Origin of the sequence: Variovorax sp. dw_954, from assembly GCF_018449755.1 — a bacterium.
Taxonomy (GTDB): Bacteria; Pseudomonadota; Gammaproteobacteria; order Burkholderiales; family Burkholderiaceae_C; genus Variovorax.
This window is the reverse complement of sequence record NZ_JAAVVD010000008.1, coordinates 102,925-118,594: the sequence shown is the minus strand read 5'-3', so window position 1 is coordinate 118,594 and position 15,670 is coordinate 102,925. Positions and strand designations below refer to the sequence as shown.

Annotated in this window: 13 protein-coding genes; 7 read left to right on the top strand and 6 right to left on the bottom strand. The window is 67.7% G+C overall.

Annotated features, from left to right (window positions below; translation table 11 throughout):
- The first annotated feature begins 118 nt into the window (after positions 1-118).
- Positions 119-1,324 carry an aromatic ring-hydroxylating dioxygenase subunit alpha gene (locus tag HB681_RS14825; RefSeq protein WP_213955604.1) on the top strand — a complete coding sequence of 402 codons (1,206 nt, stop codon included), beginning with the start codon at positions 119-121 and terminating at the stop codon, positions 1,322-1,324.
- A gap of 133 nt (positions 1,325-1,457) precedes the next feature.
- Here HB681_RS14825 and HB681_RS14820 read toward each other — a convergent pair whose 3' ends face one another.
- The 3 genes from HB681_RS14820 to HB681_RS14810 are packed head-to-tail and all read right to left on the bottom strand — an operon-like array spanning position 1,458 to position 3,729.
- The gene (locus tag HB681_RS14820) at positions 1,458-2,312 is read right to left on the bottom strand and encodes a substrate-binding domain-containing protein (RefSeq protein ID WP_213955603.1); all 855 of its coding nucleotides are present in this window, start codon (positions 2,310-2,312) and stop codon (positions 1,458-1,460) included.
- Positions 2,309-2,998, bottom strand: a complete 690-nt coding sequence (locus HB681_RS14815) for an ATP-binding cassette domain-containing protein (RefSeq protein ID WP_213955602.1) — start codon at positions 2,996-2,998, stop codon at positions 2,309-2,311. Before HB681_RS14815 ends, HB681_RS14820 begins: the two co-directional genes overlap by 4 nt.
- Positions 2,995-3,729 carry an ABC transporter permease gene (locus tag HB681_RS14810; RefSeq protein ID WP_213955601.1) on the bottom strand — a complete coding sequence of 245 codons (735 nt, stop codon included), beginning with the start codon at positions 3,727-3,729 and terminating at the stop codon, positions 2,995-2,997. Before HB681_RS14810 ends, HB681_RS14815 begins: the two co-directional genes overlap by 4 nt.
- A gap of 125 nt (positions 3,730-3,854) precedes the next feature.
- On the opposite strand from HB681_RS14810, the gene HB681_RS14805 reads away from it, so the two are divergent.
- Positions 3,855-6,656: a PAS domain S-box protein gene (locus tag HB681_RS14805; RefSeq protein ID WP_213955600.1), complete on the top strand. Its 2,802-nt coding sequence runs from the start codon at positions 3,855-3,857 to the stop codon at positions 6,654-6,656.
- Between the two features lie 18 nt (positions 6,657-6,674).
- Here the strand turns inward: HB681_RS14805 and HB681_RS14800 are convergent, their stop codons facing one another.
- Positions 6,675-7,946 (bottom strand): SUMF1/EgtB/PvdO family nonheme iron enzyme, encoded by a 1,272-nt coding sequence (locus HB681_RS14800; RefSeq protein ID WP_213955599.1) that lies wholly within the window; start codon positions 7,944-7,946, stop codon positions 6,675-6,677.
- A gap of 14 nt (positions 7,947-7,960) precedes the next feature.
- A complete protein-coding gene (gene dctP / locus HB681_RS14795) occupies positions 7,961-9,025 on the bottom strand; it encodes a TRAP transporter substrate-binding protein DctP (RefSeq protein ID WP_345944683.1) in 1,065 nt (354 codons plus the stop codon).
- Between the two features lie 199 nt (positions 9,026-9,224).
- On the opposite strand from dctP, the gene HB681_RS14790 reads away from it, so the two are divergent.
- The 5 genes from HB681_RS14790 (at position 9,225) to HB681_RS14770 (ending at position 13,793) form a co-directional block, all read left to right on the top strand.
- Positions 9,225-10,382: an ABC transporter substrate-binding protein gene (locus HB681_RS14790; protein ID WP_213955597.1), complete on the top strand. Its 1,158-nt coding sequence runs from the start codon at positions 9,225-9,227 to the stop codon at positions 10,380-10,382.
- Positions 10,383-10,506: 124 nt separating this feature from the next.
- The gene (locus HB681_RS14785) at positions 10,507-11,388 is read left to right on the top strand and encodes a branched-chain amino acid ABC transporter permease (RefSeq protein WP_213955596.1); all 882 of its coding nucleotides are present in this window, start codon (positions 10,507-10,509) and stop codon (positions 11,386-11,388) included.
- 1 nt (position 11,389) lies between these two features.
- Complete coding sequence (locus HB681_RS14780) at positions 11,390-12,253, top strand: branched-chain amino acid ABC transporter permease (RefSeq protein WP_213955595.1); 864 nt, start codon at positions 11,390-11,392, stop codon at positions 12,251-12,253.
- 35 nt (positions 12,254-12,288) lie between these two features.
- Positions 12,289-13,077, top strand: coding sequence for an ABC transporter ATP-binding protein (locus HB681_RS14775; protein ID WP_213955757.1), 789 nt, complete (start codon positions 12,289-12,291; stop codon positions 13,075-13,077).
- On the top strand, positions 13,074-13,793 hold the full coding sequence (locus HB681_RS14770) for an ABC transporter ATP-binding protein (protein ID WP_213955594.1): 720 nt from the start codon (positions 13,074-13,076) through the stop codon (positions 13,791-13,793). The genes HB681_RS14775 and HB681_RS14770 overlap by 4 nt, the downstream gene beginning before the upstream one ends.
- Here HB681_RS14770 and dxs read toward each other — a convergent pair.
- A complete protein-coding gene (dxs, locus tag HB681_RS14765) occupies positions 13,778-15,670 on the bottom strand; it encodes a 1-deoxy-D-xylulose-5-phosphate synthase (protein ID WP_213955593.1) in 1,893 nt (630 codons plus the stop codon). The two genes, HB681_RS14770 and dxs, sit on opposite strands and share 16 nt — an antisense overlap.

Below are 15,670 nucleotides of genomic sequence, written 5' to 3'. Positions count from 1 at the left end.
ACGAATGGTCGCGAACCGCGTGTGTCGCGTCGATGACTCCGGAGGTCATGCCCGCGGGTAATCGCGTTGGCCATGAAACGGCCTCTGCTCTTACGATGGGGTTTTGGGAGCACTGGACTTGACGGACCTCACACTCGACACGGCCCCACCGCCGCCCGCGCTGGCGGACCTGATGGCGCGCCTCGATCGGAGCTGCCGCACCGGCACCCGCGAACTGGGCGCCGAAACGGGCAGCGTTCCCGCCAGCCACTACACCGACCGCGTGCACTGGCAGAACGAGCAGGATTCGCTGTTCGCGCATTGGCCGATCGTCGCGGCCCACAGCGCGGAGGTGGCGCCGGGCTCGGCGCTGCCCTTCGACGCGCTCGGCGTGCCCATCGTCGTGACCCGGTCCATCGAGGGCCGTGCGCGCGCCTTCTTCAACGTGTGCCGGCACCGCGGCATGGCGCTCGTCACGACCAAGGGCTCGGCACCGCCAAAGGCAACGCCCTGCAAGGCGCTGGTCTGCCCTTACCACGGCTGGACCTACGAACTGGATGGGCGCCTGCGCCACCGGCTCCATGCCGAGACCTTCGACGGCATCGACCCCGCCACGCTGAACCTGGTCGAGCTGCCCTGCGACGAAGCGGGCGGCCTGATCTTCGTGAAACGCACGCCCGGCCCGCCCTTCTCCGCCGCCACCTTCCTGCAGGGCCTTGACGCGCACCTGCAATGGCTGGGCCTGGCCGACATGAAGGTGTTCCGCAAGGTCGACCACGTGTACCGCGCGAACTGGAAGCTCACCGCCGATGCCTTCCTGGAGGGCTATCACATCCGCGTGCTGCACCGCGACACGATCTATCCGTTCTTTGCCGACGCGATGGCGGTCAACCTGCGTGCCGGTCCGCACCAGGATTCACTGGTCGCGCGGCGCACCGCCCTCGAAGGCTTCGAGCCACCGCGCGACCGCAGCGCGCTGTGCAAGGTGGCCACGCCGACGCAGTTCCTGTTCCCGAATTCATTCCTGATCTGGCACCCCGACTACGTCAGCCTGATCGGCATGTTCTCGCCGGCGCCGGACGAGGTGCGCTGGGTGCACACCATGCTGATCCCGCCCGATCGCACCGGCGATGACTGGCACGCGCACTGGGAGAAGACCTTCAACCTCATCGAGAAGACGGTGTTCCAGCAGGAGGACATCGCGACGGCCGTCGGCATCCAGAAGGGCCTGCTCAGCGGCGCCAACACGGGGTTGGTTGCGGGGCGGCTGGAAAGCGACGTGCTGCGATTCCACCGGGGCGTGGATGCGGCGATCGGGGGGACCTTGAAGCCTGCGGGCGATTAGCGGGCTTCGTGCCAGGAATACCGCGGAATCGGCTTCTCCGGGCCGCCGGTATTGCCCCCGGGTGCGGTTGGTAGGCTACAAGCAGTGAGCAAGCCTGGGGTCGAGCCAATACCTCGCGGAGCCTGGGAGAGAGCTACTTTGCGTTCGGGAAGAACAACTGCTCGCCGTCGATCTTGTAGCTCGCGATATTGCTCTGCCCCGCAGGCGAGATCACCCAGTCGACGAACTTCTGCGCGCCCGTGTGGTTGAGGTTCGGAAACTTCGCGGCGCTCGGCACCATCACGCCGTACTGGTTGAACAGGCGCTTGTCGCCTTCCACCAGCACGGCCATGTCGGCGCGGTTCTTGAAGCTCAGCCAGGTGCCGCGGTCCGACAGCACATAGCCGCCGGTGGAGGCCGCGATGTTCAGCGCCGGGCCCATGCCGCAGCCGCATTCCTTGTAGCCACTGCCCTTCTTCTCATTCGGCAGGGGCTGGCCCGCATCGCCCAGGCCGGTCTGGTTCCATAGGCGACGCTCGGCGGCATCGGTGCCGCTCTTGTCGCCGCGCGATACGAAGGCCACATTGCCCGCCGCCAGCTTCTTCAGCGCCGCGACGATGTCATTGCCCTTGACACCGGCCGGATCGTTCTTCGGCCCGATCAGCACGAAGTCGTTGTACATCACCGGATAGCGCTTGGCCGCGTAGCCCTCGGCCACGAACTTCTCCTCAGCCACGGTGTCGTGCACGAACAGCACGTCGGCATCGCCGCGGCGTGCCATGTCGATGGCCTGCCCGGTGCCGACCGCCACCACCTTGATGTCGATGCCGCTCGCCTGCTTGAACGCCGGCAGCATGTGGGCGAACAGGCCCGACTGTTCGGTCGACGTGGTCGAGGCCATCGTGATCGTCTCGGCCCGCGCCACCAGGATGCTGGCGCCCAGCAGCACCAGTGCAACCGTCGCCTGTGCGGTCGGCCCCACGCCGAACCGCTTGAAAAACACCTTCATACCAACTCTCCTTTGACAAACAAACGGGCCGCCTCAGGCAGCGGCCCGTTGAAGAAATCATGCACCGGCAGGTCGGCCACGACCCTGCCCTGCTCAAGGTAGACCACGCGGCTGGCCAGCCGTTTGACCTGGCCCAGATTGTGGCTCGCGAACACCAGCGTGCGACCCTGCGCAGCCTCGGCCAGCAAGGCTTCGACCTCGCGCTTGGCGGTGGGGTCGAGGCTGGCCGTCGGCTCGTCGAGCAACAACACCTTGGGCTGCAGGGCCCAGGCACGGGCCAGCGCGAGGCGCTGCTGTTGACCGCCGGAGAGCGTTCGCGCATTGCGTCCGATCAGCGCCTCGAGGCCCACGCGCGCCAACGCGGGGCCGGCCTGGCGCTTCGCCTCGCCCCATGGCGTGCCGCGCAGCCAGAGGGCGATCGCCACGTTGGTCCGCGCTGTGGCGCGCAGCATGTGCGGACGCTGGAACAGCATGGCCAGTTCGCGCCGGGGTGCATGGCTGGCGAATTGCCCGGACGCATGCGGCACCAGGCCATGGAGCAAGCGCAGCAGCGTGCTCTTGCCGCTGCCGTTGGCGCCGATCAGCGCAACGCGCTCGCCCGCATCAATCGCAACGGAAGCATCGCGCAATGCCGTCACGCGGCCGAAGCGCACGTCGACATGGCTCAGCGCAAACAGCGCCGTCATGCGGCCATCCGCATCGCCACCGCCGCGCCGCCGTCGACGCGTTCGCGCCAGTTGCGCACCAGCGCCACCAGCACGTTCAGCGCCAGCACCACCAGCAGCAGCACCAATCCCAATGCCAGCGCCAGCGGCAAGTCGCCCTTGCTGGTCTCCAGCGCGATCGCGGTGGTCATCACGCGGGTGAAGCCGTCGATGTTGCCGCCCACGATCATCACCGCGCCCACCTCCGACACGGCCCGGCCAAAGGCCGCGATCAGCACCGTGACCAGCGCATAGCGCTCGTCCCACACCAGCAGCAGCGCGCGCGCCAGCGAACCGGCGCCGAGCGAGCGCAACTGCTCGCCGTGGGCGCGGTCGGCGTCTTCTATGACCTGCCGCGTCAGCGCCGTCACGACGGGCAGCACCAGCACCGCCTGCGCCAGCACCATCGCCTTGAAGCTGAACAGCCAGCCCAGCCAACCCAGCGGCCCCGAGCGCGACAGCAGCAGGTAGACCACCAGTCCCACCACCACCGAAGGCAGCGCGAGCAGCGTGTTGAGCAACGCCAGCACCGCGCCGCGGCCACGGAAACGGGCCACACCCAGCCAAGCGCCGGCCAGCAGGCCAAGGCCGCAGGCGAGCGCACATGCGCTGGCGCTCACGGCCAGCGACCGCCCGACGATGCCGAGCAGCACCGGGTCGCCCGACACGACCAGCTGCCACGCGGACAGGAGACTTGACTCGAAGGTATTCATTGAAAAGCACGAAAACAGGTGGCGCGCACGCGCACGGGTGCGCATGATGCACGAGGCTGGCAGGATGGCGGCTCGCTGCGTCGCGATGGCGCAGCGTCAAGGCCGAAGGACAGGGGGGACACTCGATGAACGATACCGATCGATCAGGCCGCTGGCCGGCGTGCGCTGGCGAATGCGCGAAGTTGATACGCGGCTTCGGCCCGGACGCCACGCCGCTCGGCGCACCGGATCAATGGCCGAGGGCGCTGCGCAACATTGTCGACCTGCTGTTGCGCTCATCGGCCGAGATGGCCGTCTATTGGGGGCCGGACTACGTCGCCATCTACAACGACGCGCACGCCGGCATGATCGGCAACAAGCACCCCGGCAGCCTGGGGCGACCGGCGCGGGAGTTCACGACGGAAATCTGGGACAGCCTCAAGCCGCAGTTCGACAACGTCCTTTACCGCGGCGAGAGCGCAAGCGGCCGCGACCAGCCCTTTTCCATCAATCGCAATGGCGAACTCGAGCAGGCGTATTTCGACTACGCATGGTCACCAGTGTTCGACGACAACGGCCGCATCGGTGGCGTCCTTTGCATCACCACCGAAACCACGGAACGCATGCATGCGACCCAAGCCCTTGCCGACAGTGAAAGAACCGCGCGCGAGGGGGGCGAGCACCTGCAGATGGCGCAGTCGGCCGGCGGCGTCGGTGTCTTCTCGCTCGACATCCAGACCGACATGCTGAGCGTGTCGAGCGAGTATTGCAGCGTCTTCGGCTTGCCGCTGGTGGAGTTGCTTCCGCTCGCCGCGATCGAGCACCTGCGCATCACCCGGGGCGAGCACATGTCCACGCGCGAAACCCGGGTCGCCGGTACGGCGCCGCTCGATGTGGAATACCAGATCCGGCGCGCCGGCGATGGCGCCGTGCGCTGGATCTCGCGCCGCGGCGAACTGGTGCGCGACAGCGCGGGCAAGCCGGTGCTGATGCGCGGCGTGGTGCAGGACATCACCGACCGCAAGCTGACCGAAGCCACGCTGCGCCAGAGCGAAGCGCGGTTTCGGACGCTGGCGCGACAAATGCCCAACCAGGTCTGGACGGCGACGGCCGACGGGCGGCTCGACTGGGTCAGCGAGAGCATGAGCACCTATGCGGGACTCAGCCACGTCGAATTGCTGGGCGACGGCTGGGGGCAATTCGTGCATCCGGACGACATCCCGCACGCCGAGAAGCGCTGGGCGCATGCGCTGGCCACCGGCACTCCGTACGAAAACGAAGGCCGCCTGCGCCGCCACGACGGCGCATGGCGCTGGCACCTGTCGCGCGCCCAGCCGCTGGGCAGCGACGAAGTCGGCACGCCGCTGCGCTGGGTCGGCATCAACACCGACATCGAAGACCAGAAAGCGGCACAGCACCGGCTCGCCCAGAGCGTGGCCGAGCGCACGCGCGACCGCGACCGCCTGTGGCAACTCTCGGCCGACATCATGCTCATCGCCGACATCCGGGGCCGCATCGTGGCCGTCAACCCCGCCTGGCAGGCACTGCTCGGCTGGAGCGAGGCGCAACTGCTTGGGCGTCCGCTCCTCAGGCTGCTGCATCCCGACGATCTCGCGCCCGTCATCGCCGAAAGCCGCCGGCTCAAGGGTGGGCAGCCGCAATCGCGCATCGAGAGCCGGGTGCGCCACCAGGACGGCAGCTACCGCACGCTGTCGTGGACGGCCGTGCCTGACGAGGGGCTCCTGCATGCGGTCGGGCGCGACGTCACGGCCCTGCGCGAGTCCGAAGCCCGCCTGCGCCAGAGCCAGAAGATGGAAGCCATCGGCCAGCTCACCGGCGGCATCGCGCACGACTTCAACAACCTGCTGCAGGGCATCACCGGACCGATCGAACTCATGCGCCGGCGCGTCGCGCTCGGCCGCACCGAGGGCCTGGAGCGCTACATGGATTCGGCCGCGCAATCAGCGCGGCGCGCCGCGTCATTGATCCAGCGCCTGCTCGCTTTCTCGCGGCGCCAGACGCTCGACCCCAAACCGACCGACGTGAACGAACTCCTCGGCTCCATGGGGGAGCTGCTGCACCGCACGCTCGGCGAACACGTGCGCCTGGCCATCGCCGCCGATACGGGAACCGGCGCCGCATTCGGCGATGCGGCCCAACTCGAAAGCGCGATTCTCAACCTGGCCATCAACGCGCGCGACGCCATGCCCGATGGCGGCGAGTTGCGCATCGGCACCTCCTGCGTGATGTTCGACGAAGCGGCCGGACACCAGCACGACCTGCCCCCCGGCCACTACTGCGCCATCTCCGTGGCCGACACCGGCACCGGCATGACGCCCGAGGTGCTGGCCAAGGCCTTCGACCCCTTCTTCACGACCAAGCCGATCGGCCAGGGCACCGGGCTGGGCCTGTCGATGGTGTACGGTTTCGCGCAGCAGTCGCGTGGCCTGGTGCGCATCCAGAGCCAGCCGGGAACGGGGACCACCGTCACGCTGTATCTGCCGCGCGCTCATGTCGCAGTCCGTGGGGACACCTCGAGAATTTCCGGCGATGCCCACCTGCCGCAGGGCCGGGGCGAAGTGGTGCTGGTGGTCGAGGACGACCCGGCCGTGCGCCTGCTGGTGCTCGACGTGCTGGCCGAGATGGGCTATCGCACCGTGCATGCCGAAGACGGGGCATCCGCGATTCCCATCCTGCAATCGAAGGAGCGCATCGACCTGCTTGTCAGCGATGTCGGGCTTCCCGGCATCAATGGGCGGCAGGTGGCCGAAATCGCGCGCGGGGTTCGGCCCGGGTTGCCGGTGCTCTTCATGACCGGCTATGCCGAGCACGTACGCACACGGGCGGAGTTCCTGGCTCCGGGCATGGAGATGATTGCCAAGCCATTCGCAGTCGATGAGTTCGCGCGCCTGGTGCAGCACGCCATGCGCGGCAGGTCGGTCGGATAGGCGCACCGCCTTGCGCGATCAGATCGCGCAGGTGCGAAATCCGTAGAAGCCTTCGTCGCGCGCGGGCAGCGCGAAGCCGCGGGACCTGGTCGAGCGCAGCCTGGCGCGCGTCGCCAGCGAAGCGCCGCGCAGCACACGCGCCTGGCCAAACGCGGGCACCGGGTCGAAAGGCGTGCCCTCGCTCCACGGGTCGGCACGGAACCCGGACCAGGGCCTGAGCGTGCCGGCAGTCCACTCGTGCACGTCGGACCACCTGAAGCCCCGGCGCGATGCGGTCTCGGCGGCAATCTCCCACTCGACCTCGGTGGCGATGCGCCGCCCCGCCCAGCGCGCCCACGCATCGGCTTCCCACCAGCTCAGGTGCACGGCGCTTTGATGCCCCGCCGCGCGCACGGTGCGGCCGAAGCGGTGCTGCAGCACCGAGCCGCCCGTGCCGTGCCGTTCGACGCCGATCTGCTCGACATGGCGCGGGCCGCGGCGCCCTTCCTCGGCATGCCGCGCCAGCCAGGCCAGGCCTTCGGGCAGCCAGAGGTCGCTGCGGTCATAGCCGCCGTCATCGACGAACTCGACGTACTGGCTCCAGGTGACGGGCTGCGCATCGATCTCGAACTCGGGTACTTCGGCCTCGTGCAGGCCCTGCTCCTGCGCAAATGAAAAACCCTGCGCCGGCAGCCCGAGTTCCCACCGCGCGGCCGGCACGAGCAACGGTTCGCGCGGCGGCGGGGCGGGCGCGATCTCGATGCCGATCGGCAGGCCCAGCGTTTGCGCCATCACCACGAGTTGCTCGCCGCGCATGTCCTCGTGGAACAGCGCGAGCCGATAGAAGTACAGGCCGGCGTCGGTCTCGGCGGCACGCTCCAGCAGTTCGAGCGTGCTCTCCAGCGTCTCGAGCAGGTAGGCCTTGGTCTGGCCAAGATCCGGAATGTCTCGCGACCAGGCTCCTTCGGCGCCCCCCTGCTGCGGGTTCCACCACTCGTCGGCTTGCGGGTCGATGGCCGCCAGCCGCGTGGGCCGCGACGGGCAGTCGATGCCGAAGGCGCGCTGCGTGTTGCGGCCGATCCACCATTCGGCAAACCAGGCGACATGACCTGCCAGCCAGATCGGCGGGAGCACGCCGTCGAGACGCTCGACCGGCAAGGTGGCGGTGCCCATCGCCTGCTCGTAGAGCGAAAGCAGGTGCAGCGTGTGATTGCGCGCGTCGATCAGCGCGAGCGACAACAACTCGCGACCGGCGCGGCGCATCGACGGCGAGTCGATCGAGTCAGGCAGGTCGGTGTAGGACGTGGGCATGGTGGGCCTGGCAATCAGGGCTGCATTCTGGACACGAACGCTTCCATGCGACCGCCGCCGAGGCGCGACAAGCGCAGTTGCGCGCGCTGGAAGCCCAGGTAGTCCGCATGGATCCTTTTCCACTCGGGGTTTTTCTGGTCGTTGTCGTCATGGACCTCCCTGGCCGCCGCGAACACGGCCCGGATCACCGCTGGCGGGATCGTCTGGACAACGACGCCGCGCGCCGCAAGGTCCTTCAGCGCAGCGGCGTTCGATACGTCATAGCGCGCCCGCATCGCCGCGCTCGCCTGCGCCGCGGCGGCGTCGACGATCGCCTTGTTTTCGGCCGACAACGTGGCCAGCGACTTCTGGTTGATCAGGAAACTCATGTTCAGGCCGCCCGGCCACCAGGCCGGCGCGTAGTAGTAGGGCACCGAGCCCGGCAGGCCCAGGGCCAGGTCGTCGGTCGGCCCCAGCCACTCTGCCGCATCGATGCGCCGCTTTGCCAGCGCCTGGCGCAGGTCGGCCGCGGCAACGGGCTGGGAAGCGGCGCCCAGGCGGGACATGACTGCGTCCATCGGCCCGCCGGTGGCGCGAACCTTGAGTTGCTGGAAGTCGCCCGCGCCACGGATCGGGCGGCGATACCAGCCGCTCATCTGCACGCCCGTGTTGCCTGCGTCGAACCCCACCATCGAATAGGCCGCGTAGAACCCGTTCATGAGCTTGCGGCCATTGCCCGCCTGCATCCAGGCGACCGTTTGCGCCGCGTCGAGCCCGAATGGCAGCCCCGCGCCGATCGCGAAGGCGGGGTCCTTCGCATAGAAGTACGACGGCAAGGTATGGGCCATCTCGATCGAGCCCCGCTGCACCGCGTCGAGCACGCCCAGCGGCGTCATGAGTTCGCCCCCCGCGTGCACCGAGATGTCGAAGCGGCCGCCCGACATGGCCCGCACCGCATCGGCGAACGCGACCGCTGCGCCGAAAAGGTTGGCGTTCGAGTTCGGAAAGCTCGATGCCAGGCGCCAGCGCACGGCCACCTGCGCATGGACGGCTGGCGCCAGTCCTGCGGCCAGCACGCCCGCCACCCCTGCGTTTCTCATCAGCCCGCGACGGTCCATTGAATCGTTCTCCAAGAATGTGGTTCGGGGCATTGCAGCACGCCGCATCATGAACGCTGCCCCGGCGGCGACGAGGGGATACCCCTGCAAGCCAATGCGCACTGGCGGACTTTGGCCCTGCAGGCCCGTCTTAAAATGTCAACCCGCTTATCTTCCAACTCTATCCAAAGTGCCTTCAAAGATGAACTCAACCCGATTCAGACCTGCGCTTCTCGCGGCCTTCGCTGCCACCGCATTCGTTGGCGCAGCGCAGGCTGCCGACATCAAGATCGGTGTCGCGGAAGCGCTGTCCGGCGGCGCCGCCCAGTACGGCACGGCCATCCGCAACGGCTTCCAGCTGGCCACCGACGAGATCAATGCCGCCGGCGGCATCAACGGCAACAAGATCGTGCTGGTGGTCGAGGATGAGCAGGGCAAGAAGGAAGACGCGATCAACGTCTTCAAGAAGCTGATCTTCCAGGACAACGTGCTGATGGTCTTCGGCCCCACGCTGTCGAACTCGGCCCAGGCCGCCGACCCGATCGCGCAAGCCGCCAAGACCGTGGCCTTCGGCACCTCCAACACCGCCGACGGCATCACCTCCATCGGCGACTACGTGTTCCGCAACTCGGTCACCGAAGCCGACGTGCTGCCCGAGACGCTGCGCGTGGCCGTCAAGCATGCCAACGTGAAGAAGGTCGCGGTGCTCTACGGCAACGACGACGTGTTCACCAAGAGCGGCTACGACAACTTCAAGAAGGCCCTCGAAGACGCGAAGATGCCGGTGACCACCACCGAGACCTTCGCCAAGGGCGACGTCGACTTCAAGGCGCAGCTGACCAAGATCAAGGCCACCAACCCTGACGCGATCGTGCTGTCGGCCCTGCTGGCCGAAGGCGCACCGATCATGGTGCAGGCACGCCAGCTGGGCATCAACGTGCCCTTCATCGGCGGCAACGGCATGAATTCGGTCAAGGTCTTCGAGCTGGCCAAGGGCGCTTCGGACAACCTGTACGTCGGCAGCCCCTGGTCGTCCAGCAACGCGACGCCGGAGAACAGCAAGTTCATCAAGGCCTACACCGCCAAGTACAGCACCGCGCCCGACCAGTTCGCGGCGCAGGCCTACGACGCCATGTACATCGCCACGCAGGCGCTGAAGACGGTCAAGCTGACCGGTACGCTGCCGGCCGACCGTGCCGCCCTGCGCGATGCGCTGCCCAACGCCAAGTGGACCGGCGCCACCGGCGCCTTCAGCTTCACGCGCGCCAACGACAAGGCCGGCAAGCCTGCTGGCTATGATGCAAAGCAGCAAGCCATCGTCAGCGTGACCAAGGGCACGCAGTTCGAAATCGAAAAGTAAGCCGCCCGTTTCGCAGGGTCGCACACGCGGCCTTGCGTTTCGCCCTTGCTTCTGGCGCAGACATCTGCGCCGTTTTCTTTTTTGTCAGGCCGCGGCGCGGTGCCGTGGCAGTCAGGAGCCCATCGTGCTCGATCAGCAACTCGTCAACGCCTTGTCGCTAGGGTGCGTCTACGCACTCTTTGCGCTGGGCTTCACCCTCATCTTCGGCGTGCTCGGCGTCATCAACCTGTCGCATGGCGCCATCTTCATGGTGGGCGCCTATGCGGCGGCCACCTTCATGCGCGTGTTCTCGCTGCCGCTGTGGACCGGCCTGCTCGCTGCGTTCCTGTTCAGCGGCCTGTTCGGCCTGTTGATCGACGTGCTGGTGCTCAAGCCGCTGCGCAAGCGCAACGCGCCCCACCTGATCCCGATGATCGCGACCATCGGCGTGGCGATCGTCCTCAACAACGGCGTGCAAGCCATCTTCGGCGCGGAGAACGTGCGCTTCCCGGCCGGCACCATTCCCGACAACGCGCTGGAGTTCGCGGGCATCCACGTCACCGTGCTGGAACTCGGCATCGTGCTGGTGTCCTTCGTGCTGATGGGCGTGCTGATGCTGGCGCTCAAGCGCACGCAGATGGGACGCGCGTTGCGCGCGATCGCGGAGTCGCCCAAGGCGGCGTACCTCGTCGGCGTGAACGTCGAAGGGCTGTTCTACCTGACGTCGTTCATCGCAGCCGGCCTCGGCGGCCTGGCCGGCGTGCTGATCGGCCTGTATTCGAACGCGCTGTTCCCGCTGATGGGCCAGCCGATGCTCGAGAAGGGCATCGCCGTGATCATCCTGGGCGGCATGGGCGACATCCGCGGCGCGATGCTGGCGGGCCTGTTCCTCGGCTTTGCGGAGGTGCTGTCGGTGGCGTACATCGGTTCCAGCATGCGCGACGCGGTGGCCTTCGGCTTGCTGTTCCTCGTGTTGCTGGTGCGGCCGAAAGGGTTGTTCGGCTCCTTGCAGGAGCGCAAGGTCTGATATGGCTTCACTCGACAACTTCTGGGCCGTCTACAGCAACCTGGTGCTCTCGCTGGGCATCAACGGACTGCTGGCGCTTTCGATCTGGCTGACGCTGGCCTGCGGCATGCTGTCCGTGGCCAACGCGGCCTTCATGGGCATCGGGGCGTACACCGCGTCCATCCTCACGATGAACTACGGCATGCCGTTCCCGGTCGCCATCCTCGGCGGCATGGCGGCGCCCGCGCTGGTCGCGGCCATCATGGGCGGGCCGACGCTGCGGCTGTCGGGCGTGTACCTGGCGATGGCCACCCTGGCCTTCGGCGAGGTGGTCCGCATCGCGGTGCTCAACACCGAATCCATCACCGGCGGCGCGCTGGGCCTCAATGGCATTCCGCAACTCACGCAGTGGTGGCATGTGCTGCTGGCGCTGGTGCTCACGCTGCTGCTGCTGTGGCGCCTGCGCCGCTCCAAGGTGGGCCGCGCTTTCGAGGCCATCAAGGAGGATGAGACGGCCGCCGGCCTGATGGGCATCGACGTGGCGCGCCACAAGATGCTGGCCTTCGTGCTCGGCGCCGCGATCGCGGGGCTGGCCGGCACGCTGAACGCGCACCTGACCTTCTTCATCGGCCCCGGCGAATACGGCTTCAACCGCGCGGTGGACATCCTCACGATGACCATCCTCGGCGGCATCAACGGCCTGACCGGCCCGGTGCTCGGCGGCGTGATCCTGACGATCCTGCCCGAGGTGCTGCGCGGACTCGGCGGCTTCCGCCTCGTGGTCAACGGGCTGGTGCTGGTGCTGATCGTGCTGTTCCTGCCCAAGGGCATCTGGGATCCGGCGCGCTTCCGCCAATGGTTCGGCCGCAAGGGAGAAGCCGCATGAGCGCAGCGCCAGCACCCATGACCGCTTCAAAGAACCTGCTCGAACTCACGAGCGTCTCGCGCCACTTCGGCGGCCTCAAGGTCCTGCAGGACGTGAACCTGGCCGTGCCCGACAAGGGCGTGTTCGGGCTGATCGGCCCCAACGGCGCCGGCAAGACGACCGTGTTCAACCTGATCACCGGCCTGCTTCCGCCCACCAGCGGCAGCATCCGTTTCGACGGGCAGGACCTGGTCGGCCGCAAGCCCTTCGAGATCACCCGTGGCGGCATCGCGCGCACCTTCCAGAACATCCGGGTGTTCAAGGAAATGTCGCTGACCGAGAACGTCATCGTCGGCATGGATGCGCACCTGCGCTACGGCGCCTTCGGGCTGCTGGCCAGCACGGGCATGTTCCGCAGCGAGGAGCGCCGCGCGCGCGACCGGGCGCGCGAACTGCTGAGCTGGGTCAAGCTCGACCACAAGGCCGACCAGCTCGCCGACAACCTCTCGTACGGTGACCAGCGCAAGCTCGAACTGGCCCGCGCCCTCGCCACCGAGCCCCGCCTGCTGCTGCTCGACGAACCCGTCGCCGGCATGAACAGCACCGAGAAAACGGATCTCATGCGCGAGATCGAGAACATTGCCCAACGCGGCTACACCATCTTCATGATCGAGCACGACATGCGCTTCGTGATGGGCTTGTGCGAGCAGATCGCCGTGCTCAACTTCGGCCGCATCATCGCGCGCGGCGGACCGGACCAGATCCGCAACGATCCGCAAGTCATCGAGGCCTACCTGGGCCGCGAGGACGACGAAGCGACCAACGACGAAGGAGCCGCCGCATGAGCGCACCCCTGCTGCAGGTCCAGGGCCTGAAGGTTTCCTTCGGCCACGTCGAGGCCGTCAAGGGCATCGACTTCCAGTTGCACGAGGGCCAGATCACCACGCTGGTCGGCGCCAATGGCGCGGGGAAGTCGACCACCCTCCTCGCGCTCTCGGGCCTGGTGAAGAAGACCGCGGGCCGCGTGACGTTCGATGGACACGACATCACCGGATTGGCACCGCACAAGATCGTCTCAGGCGGCGTGGTGCAGGTGGCCGAGGGCCGCGCCACGCTCACCACGCTGACGGTACGCGAGAACCTGGAGCTCGGGGCCTACACGCGTCGCGACGGGGCCGGCGCGCGTGCCGCGGACATGGAGCGCATCTTCACGCTGTTCCCGGTGCTGAAGGACCGGTCCGAAGGCCTGGCCGGCAACCTCTCCGGCGGCGAGCAGCAGATGCTGGCCATCGGCCGCGCCATGATGGCCAGGCCGCGCGTGCTGTTGCTTGACGAACCGTCGATGGGTCTGGCGCCGATCATCGTGCAGGACATCTTCCGCACGCTGCGCGAGATCAACAAGCAGGGCCTGACGATCTTCCTGGTGGAGCAGAACGTGCGCCAGGCGCTGAAGATCGCCGACCGCGCCTATGTCATCGAGACCGGCGCGATCGTGCTGGAAGGCAGTGGGCGCGAACTCCTCGGCAACCCGAGGGTCCAGGACGCCTACCTGGGCAGTTGAGCCGCAACCGGAGCCACTGATTCAAGGCGCGCTTTCGGGAAGCGCGCGCGGATGCTGGCTTCGATGCCCGCTGCATCCAGCCCCTGGAGGGCCAGCAACTTGGCCGGGTCGCCGTGCTCGATGAACTGGTCCGGCAGGCCCAGTTGCAGCACCGGCTTGAGCAGGCCGGCGGCGTTCAGCGCCTCGGTCACCGCACTGCCGGCGCCGCCCATGACCGCGCCCTCTTCCACCGTGACGATGGCCTCGTGCGACCTGGCGACCTGCAGCAGCAGTTCGACGTCGAGCGGCTTGACCCAGCGCATGTTGACCACCGTGGCGCCCAGCGCCTCGGCCGCCTGCATCGCCGGATAAAGCAAGGTGCCGAAGGCGAGGATCGCGACACGCTCGCCCTTGCGCCGGATCTCGCCCTTGCCGAAGGGCAGCGCATCCAGCGTGAGATGCGGCGTGACGCCCGCGCCGGCGCCACGCGGATAACGCACTGCGACCGGGTGGTTCTGCTGGTAGGCACTCGTCAGCAACTGCCGGCATTCGGCCTCGTCCGCCGGGCAGGCGATGCTCATGTTCGGTATGCAGCGCAGGAACGGGATGTCGTAGGCGCCCGCGTGCGTTGCACCATCGGCGCCGACCAGGCCGGCGCGGTCCAGCGCGAACACCACGGGCAGGTTCTGAATCGCCACGTCGTGGATCAGCTGGTCGTACGCACGCTGCAGGAAGGTCGAGTAGATCGCCACCACCGGCTTCAGGCCTTCGCAGGCCAGGCCGGCGGCGAAGGTCACCGCATGCTGCTCGGCGATGCCGACGTCGTAGTAGCGCCCCGGAAAGCGCTTCTCGAACTCGACCATGCCCGAGCCTTCGCGCATCGCCGGCGTGATGCCGACCAGCCGGCCGTCGTTCGCGGCCATGTCGCACAGCCATGTGCCAAAGACCTGCGTGAAGGTTTGCTTGGGCGCGGTCGCGGGCTTGACCAATCCGACTGACGGATCGAACTTGCCGGGCCCGTGATAGGCCACCGGATCTGCCTCCGCCAGCTTGTAGCCCTGCCCCTTCTTCGTGACCACGTGCAGGAACTGCGGGCCGTCGAGGTGCTTGAGGTTTTCCAGCGTGGGAATCAGTGAGTCGAGGTCGTGGCCATCGATCGGGCCGACGTAGTTGAAGCCGAACTTCTCGAACAGCGTGGCCGGCACCACCATGCCCTTGGCATGCTGCTCGAAGCGCTTGGCGAACTCGAACAGCGGCGGCGCACCACGCAGCACGCTCTTGCCGACGTTCTTGGCGGCTGCATAGAACTGGCCGCTCATGAGCTGCGCCAGGTAGCGGTTCAGTGCGCCGACCGGCGGGCTGATCGACATGTCGTTGTCGTTGAGGATGACGAGCAGCTTGCAGTCGCAGACGCCAGCGTTGTTGAGCGCCTCGAAGGCCATGCCCGCCGTGAGCGCGCCGTCGCCGATGATCGCGACCGAGTGCCGGTCCTCGCCCTTCTGCTTGGCCGCCATCGCCATGCCGAGCGCGGCCGAGATGCTGGTCGACGAGTGCGCGGTGCCGAAGGTGTCGTATTCGCTCTCGCCGCGCTGCGGGAAGCCCGACAGTCCGCCGAGCTGGCGCAGCGTCGGCATGCGCTCGCGCCGGCCGGTCAGGATCTTGTGGGGGTAGGTCTGGTGGCCCACGTCCCACACCAGCCGGTCGTGCGGCGTGTTGAAGACGTGGTGCAGGGCGACGGTCAGCTCGACCGTGCCGAGGTTCGAGCTGAGGTGGCCCCCGGTGCGCGACACGTTGTCGAGCACGCAGTCGCGCACCTCGTCGGCCAGTTGCTTGAGCTGGACGCGGTCGAAGCGGCGCAAGGCCGAGGGGTCGTGCAATGTGGGGAGGAGCGGAGCCAT

What these genes read in the sequence shown, in the direction of transcription:
- HB681_RS14770 (WP_213955594.1), top strand. Translation starts at nt 13,074, where the DNA reads ATGAGCGCACCCCTGCTGCAGGTCCAGGGCCTGAAGGTTTCCTTCGGC.
- HB681_RS14820 (WP_213955603.1), bottom strand. Translation starts at nt 2,312, where the DNA reads ATGAAGGTGTTTTTCAAGCGGTTCGGCGTGGGGCCGACCGCACAGGCG.
- dxs (WP_213955593.1), bottom strand. Translation starts at nt 15,670, where the DNA reads ATGGCTCCGCTCCTCCCCACATTGCACGACCCCTCGGCCTTGCGCCGC.
- dctP (WP_345944683.1), bottom strand. Translation starts at nt 9,025, where the DNA reads ATGAGAAACGCAGGGGTGGCGGGCGTGCTGGCCGCAGGACTGGCGCCA.
- HB681_RS14790 (WP_213955597.1), top strand. Translation starts at nt 9,225, where the DNA reads ATGAACTCAACCCGATTCAGACCTGCGCTTCTCGCGGCCTTCGCTGCC.
- HB681_RS14805 (WP_213955600.1), top strand. Translation starts at nt 3,855, where the DNA reads ATGAACGATACCGATCGATCAGGCCGCTGGCCGGCGTGCGCTGGCGAA.
- HB681_RS14810 (WP_213955601.1), bottom strand. Translation starts at nt 3,729, where the DNA reads ATGAATACCTTCGAGTCAAGTCTCCTGTCCGCGTGGCAGCTGGTCGTG.
- HB681_RS14780 (WP_213955595.1), top strand. Translation starts at nt 11,390, where the DNA reads ATGGCTTCACTCGACAACTTCTGGGCCGTCTACAGCAACCTGGTGCTC.
- HB681_RS14800 (WP_213955599.1), bottom strand. Translation starts at nt 7,946, where the DNA reads ATGCCCACGTCCTACACCGACCTGCCTGACTCGATCGACTCGCCGTCG.
- HB681_RS14815 (WP_213955602.1), bottom strand. Translation starts at nt 2,998, where the DNA reads ATGACGGCGCTGTTTGCGCTGAGCCATGTCGACGTGCGCTTCGGCCGC.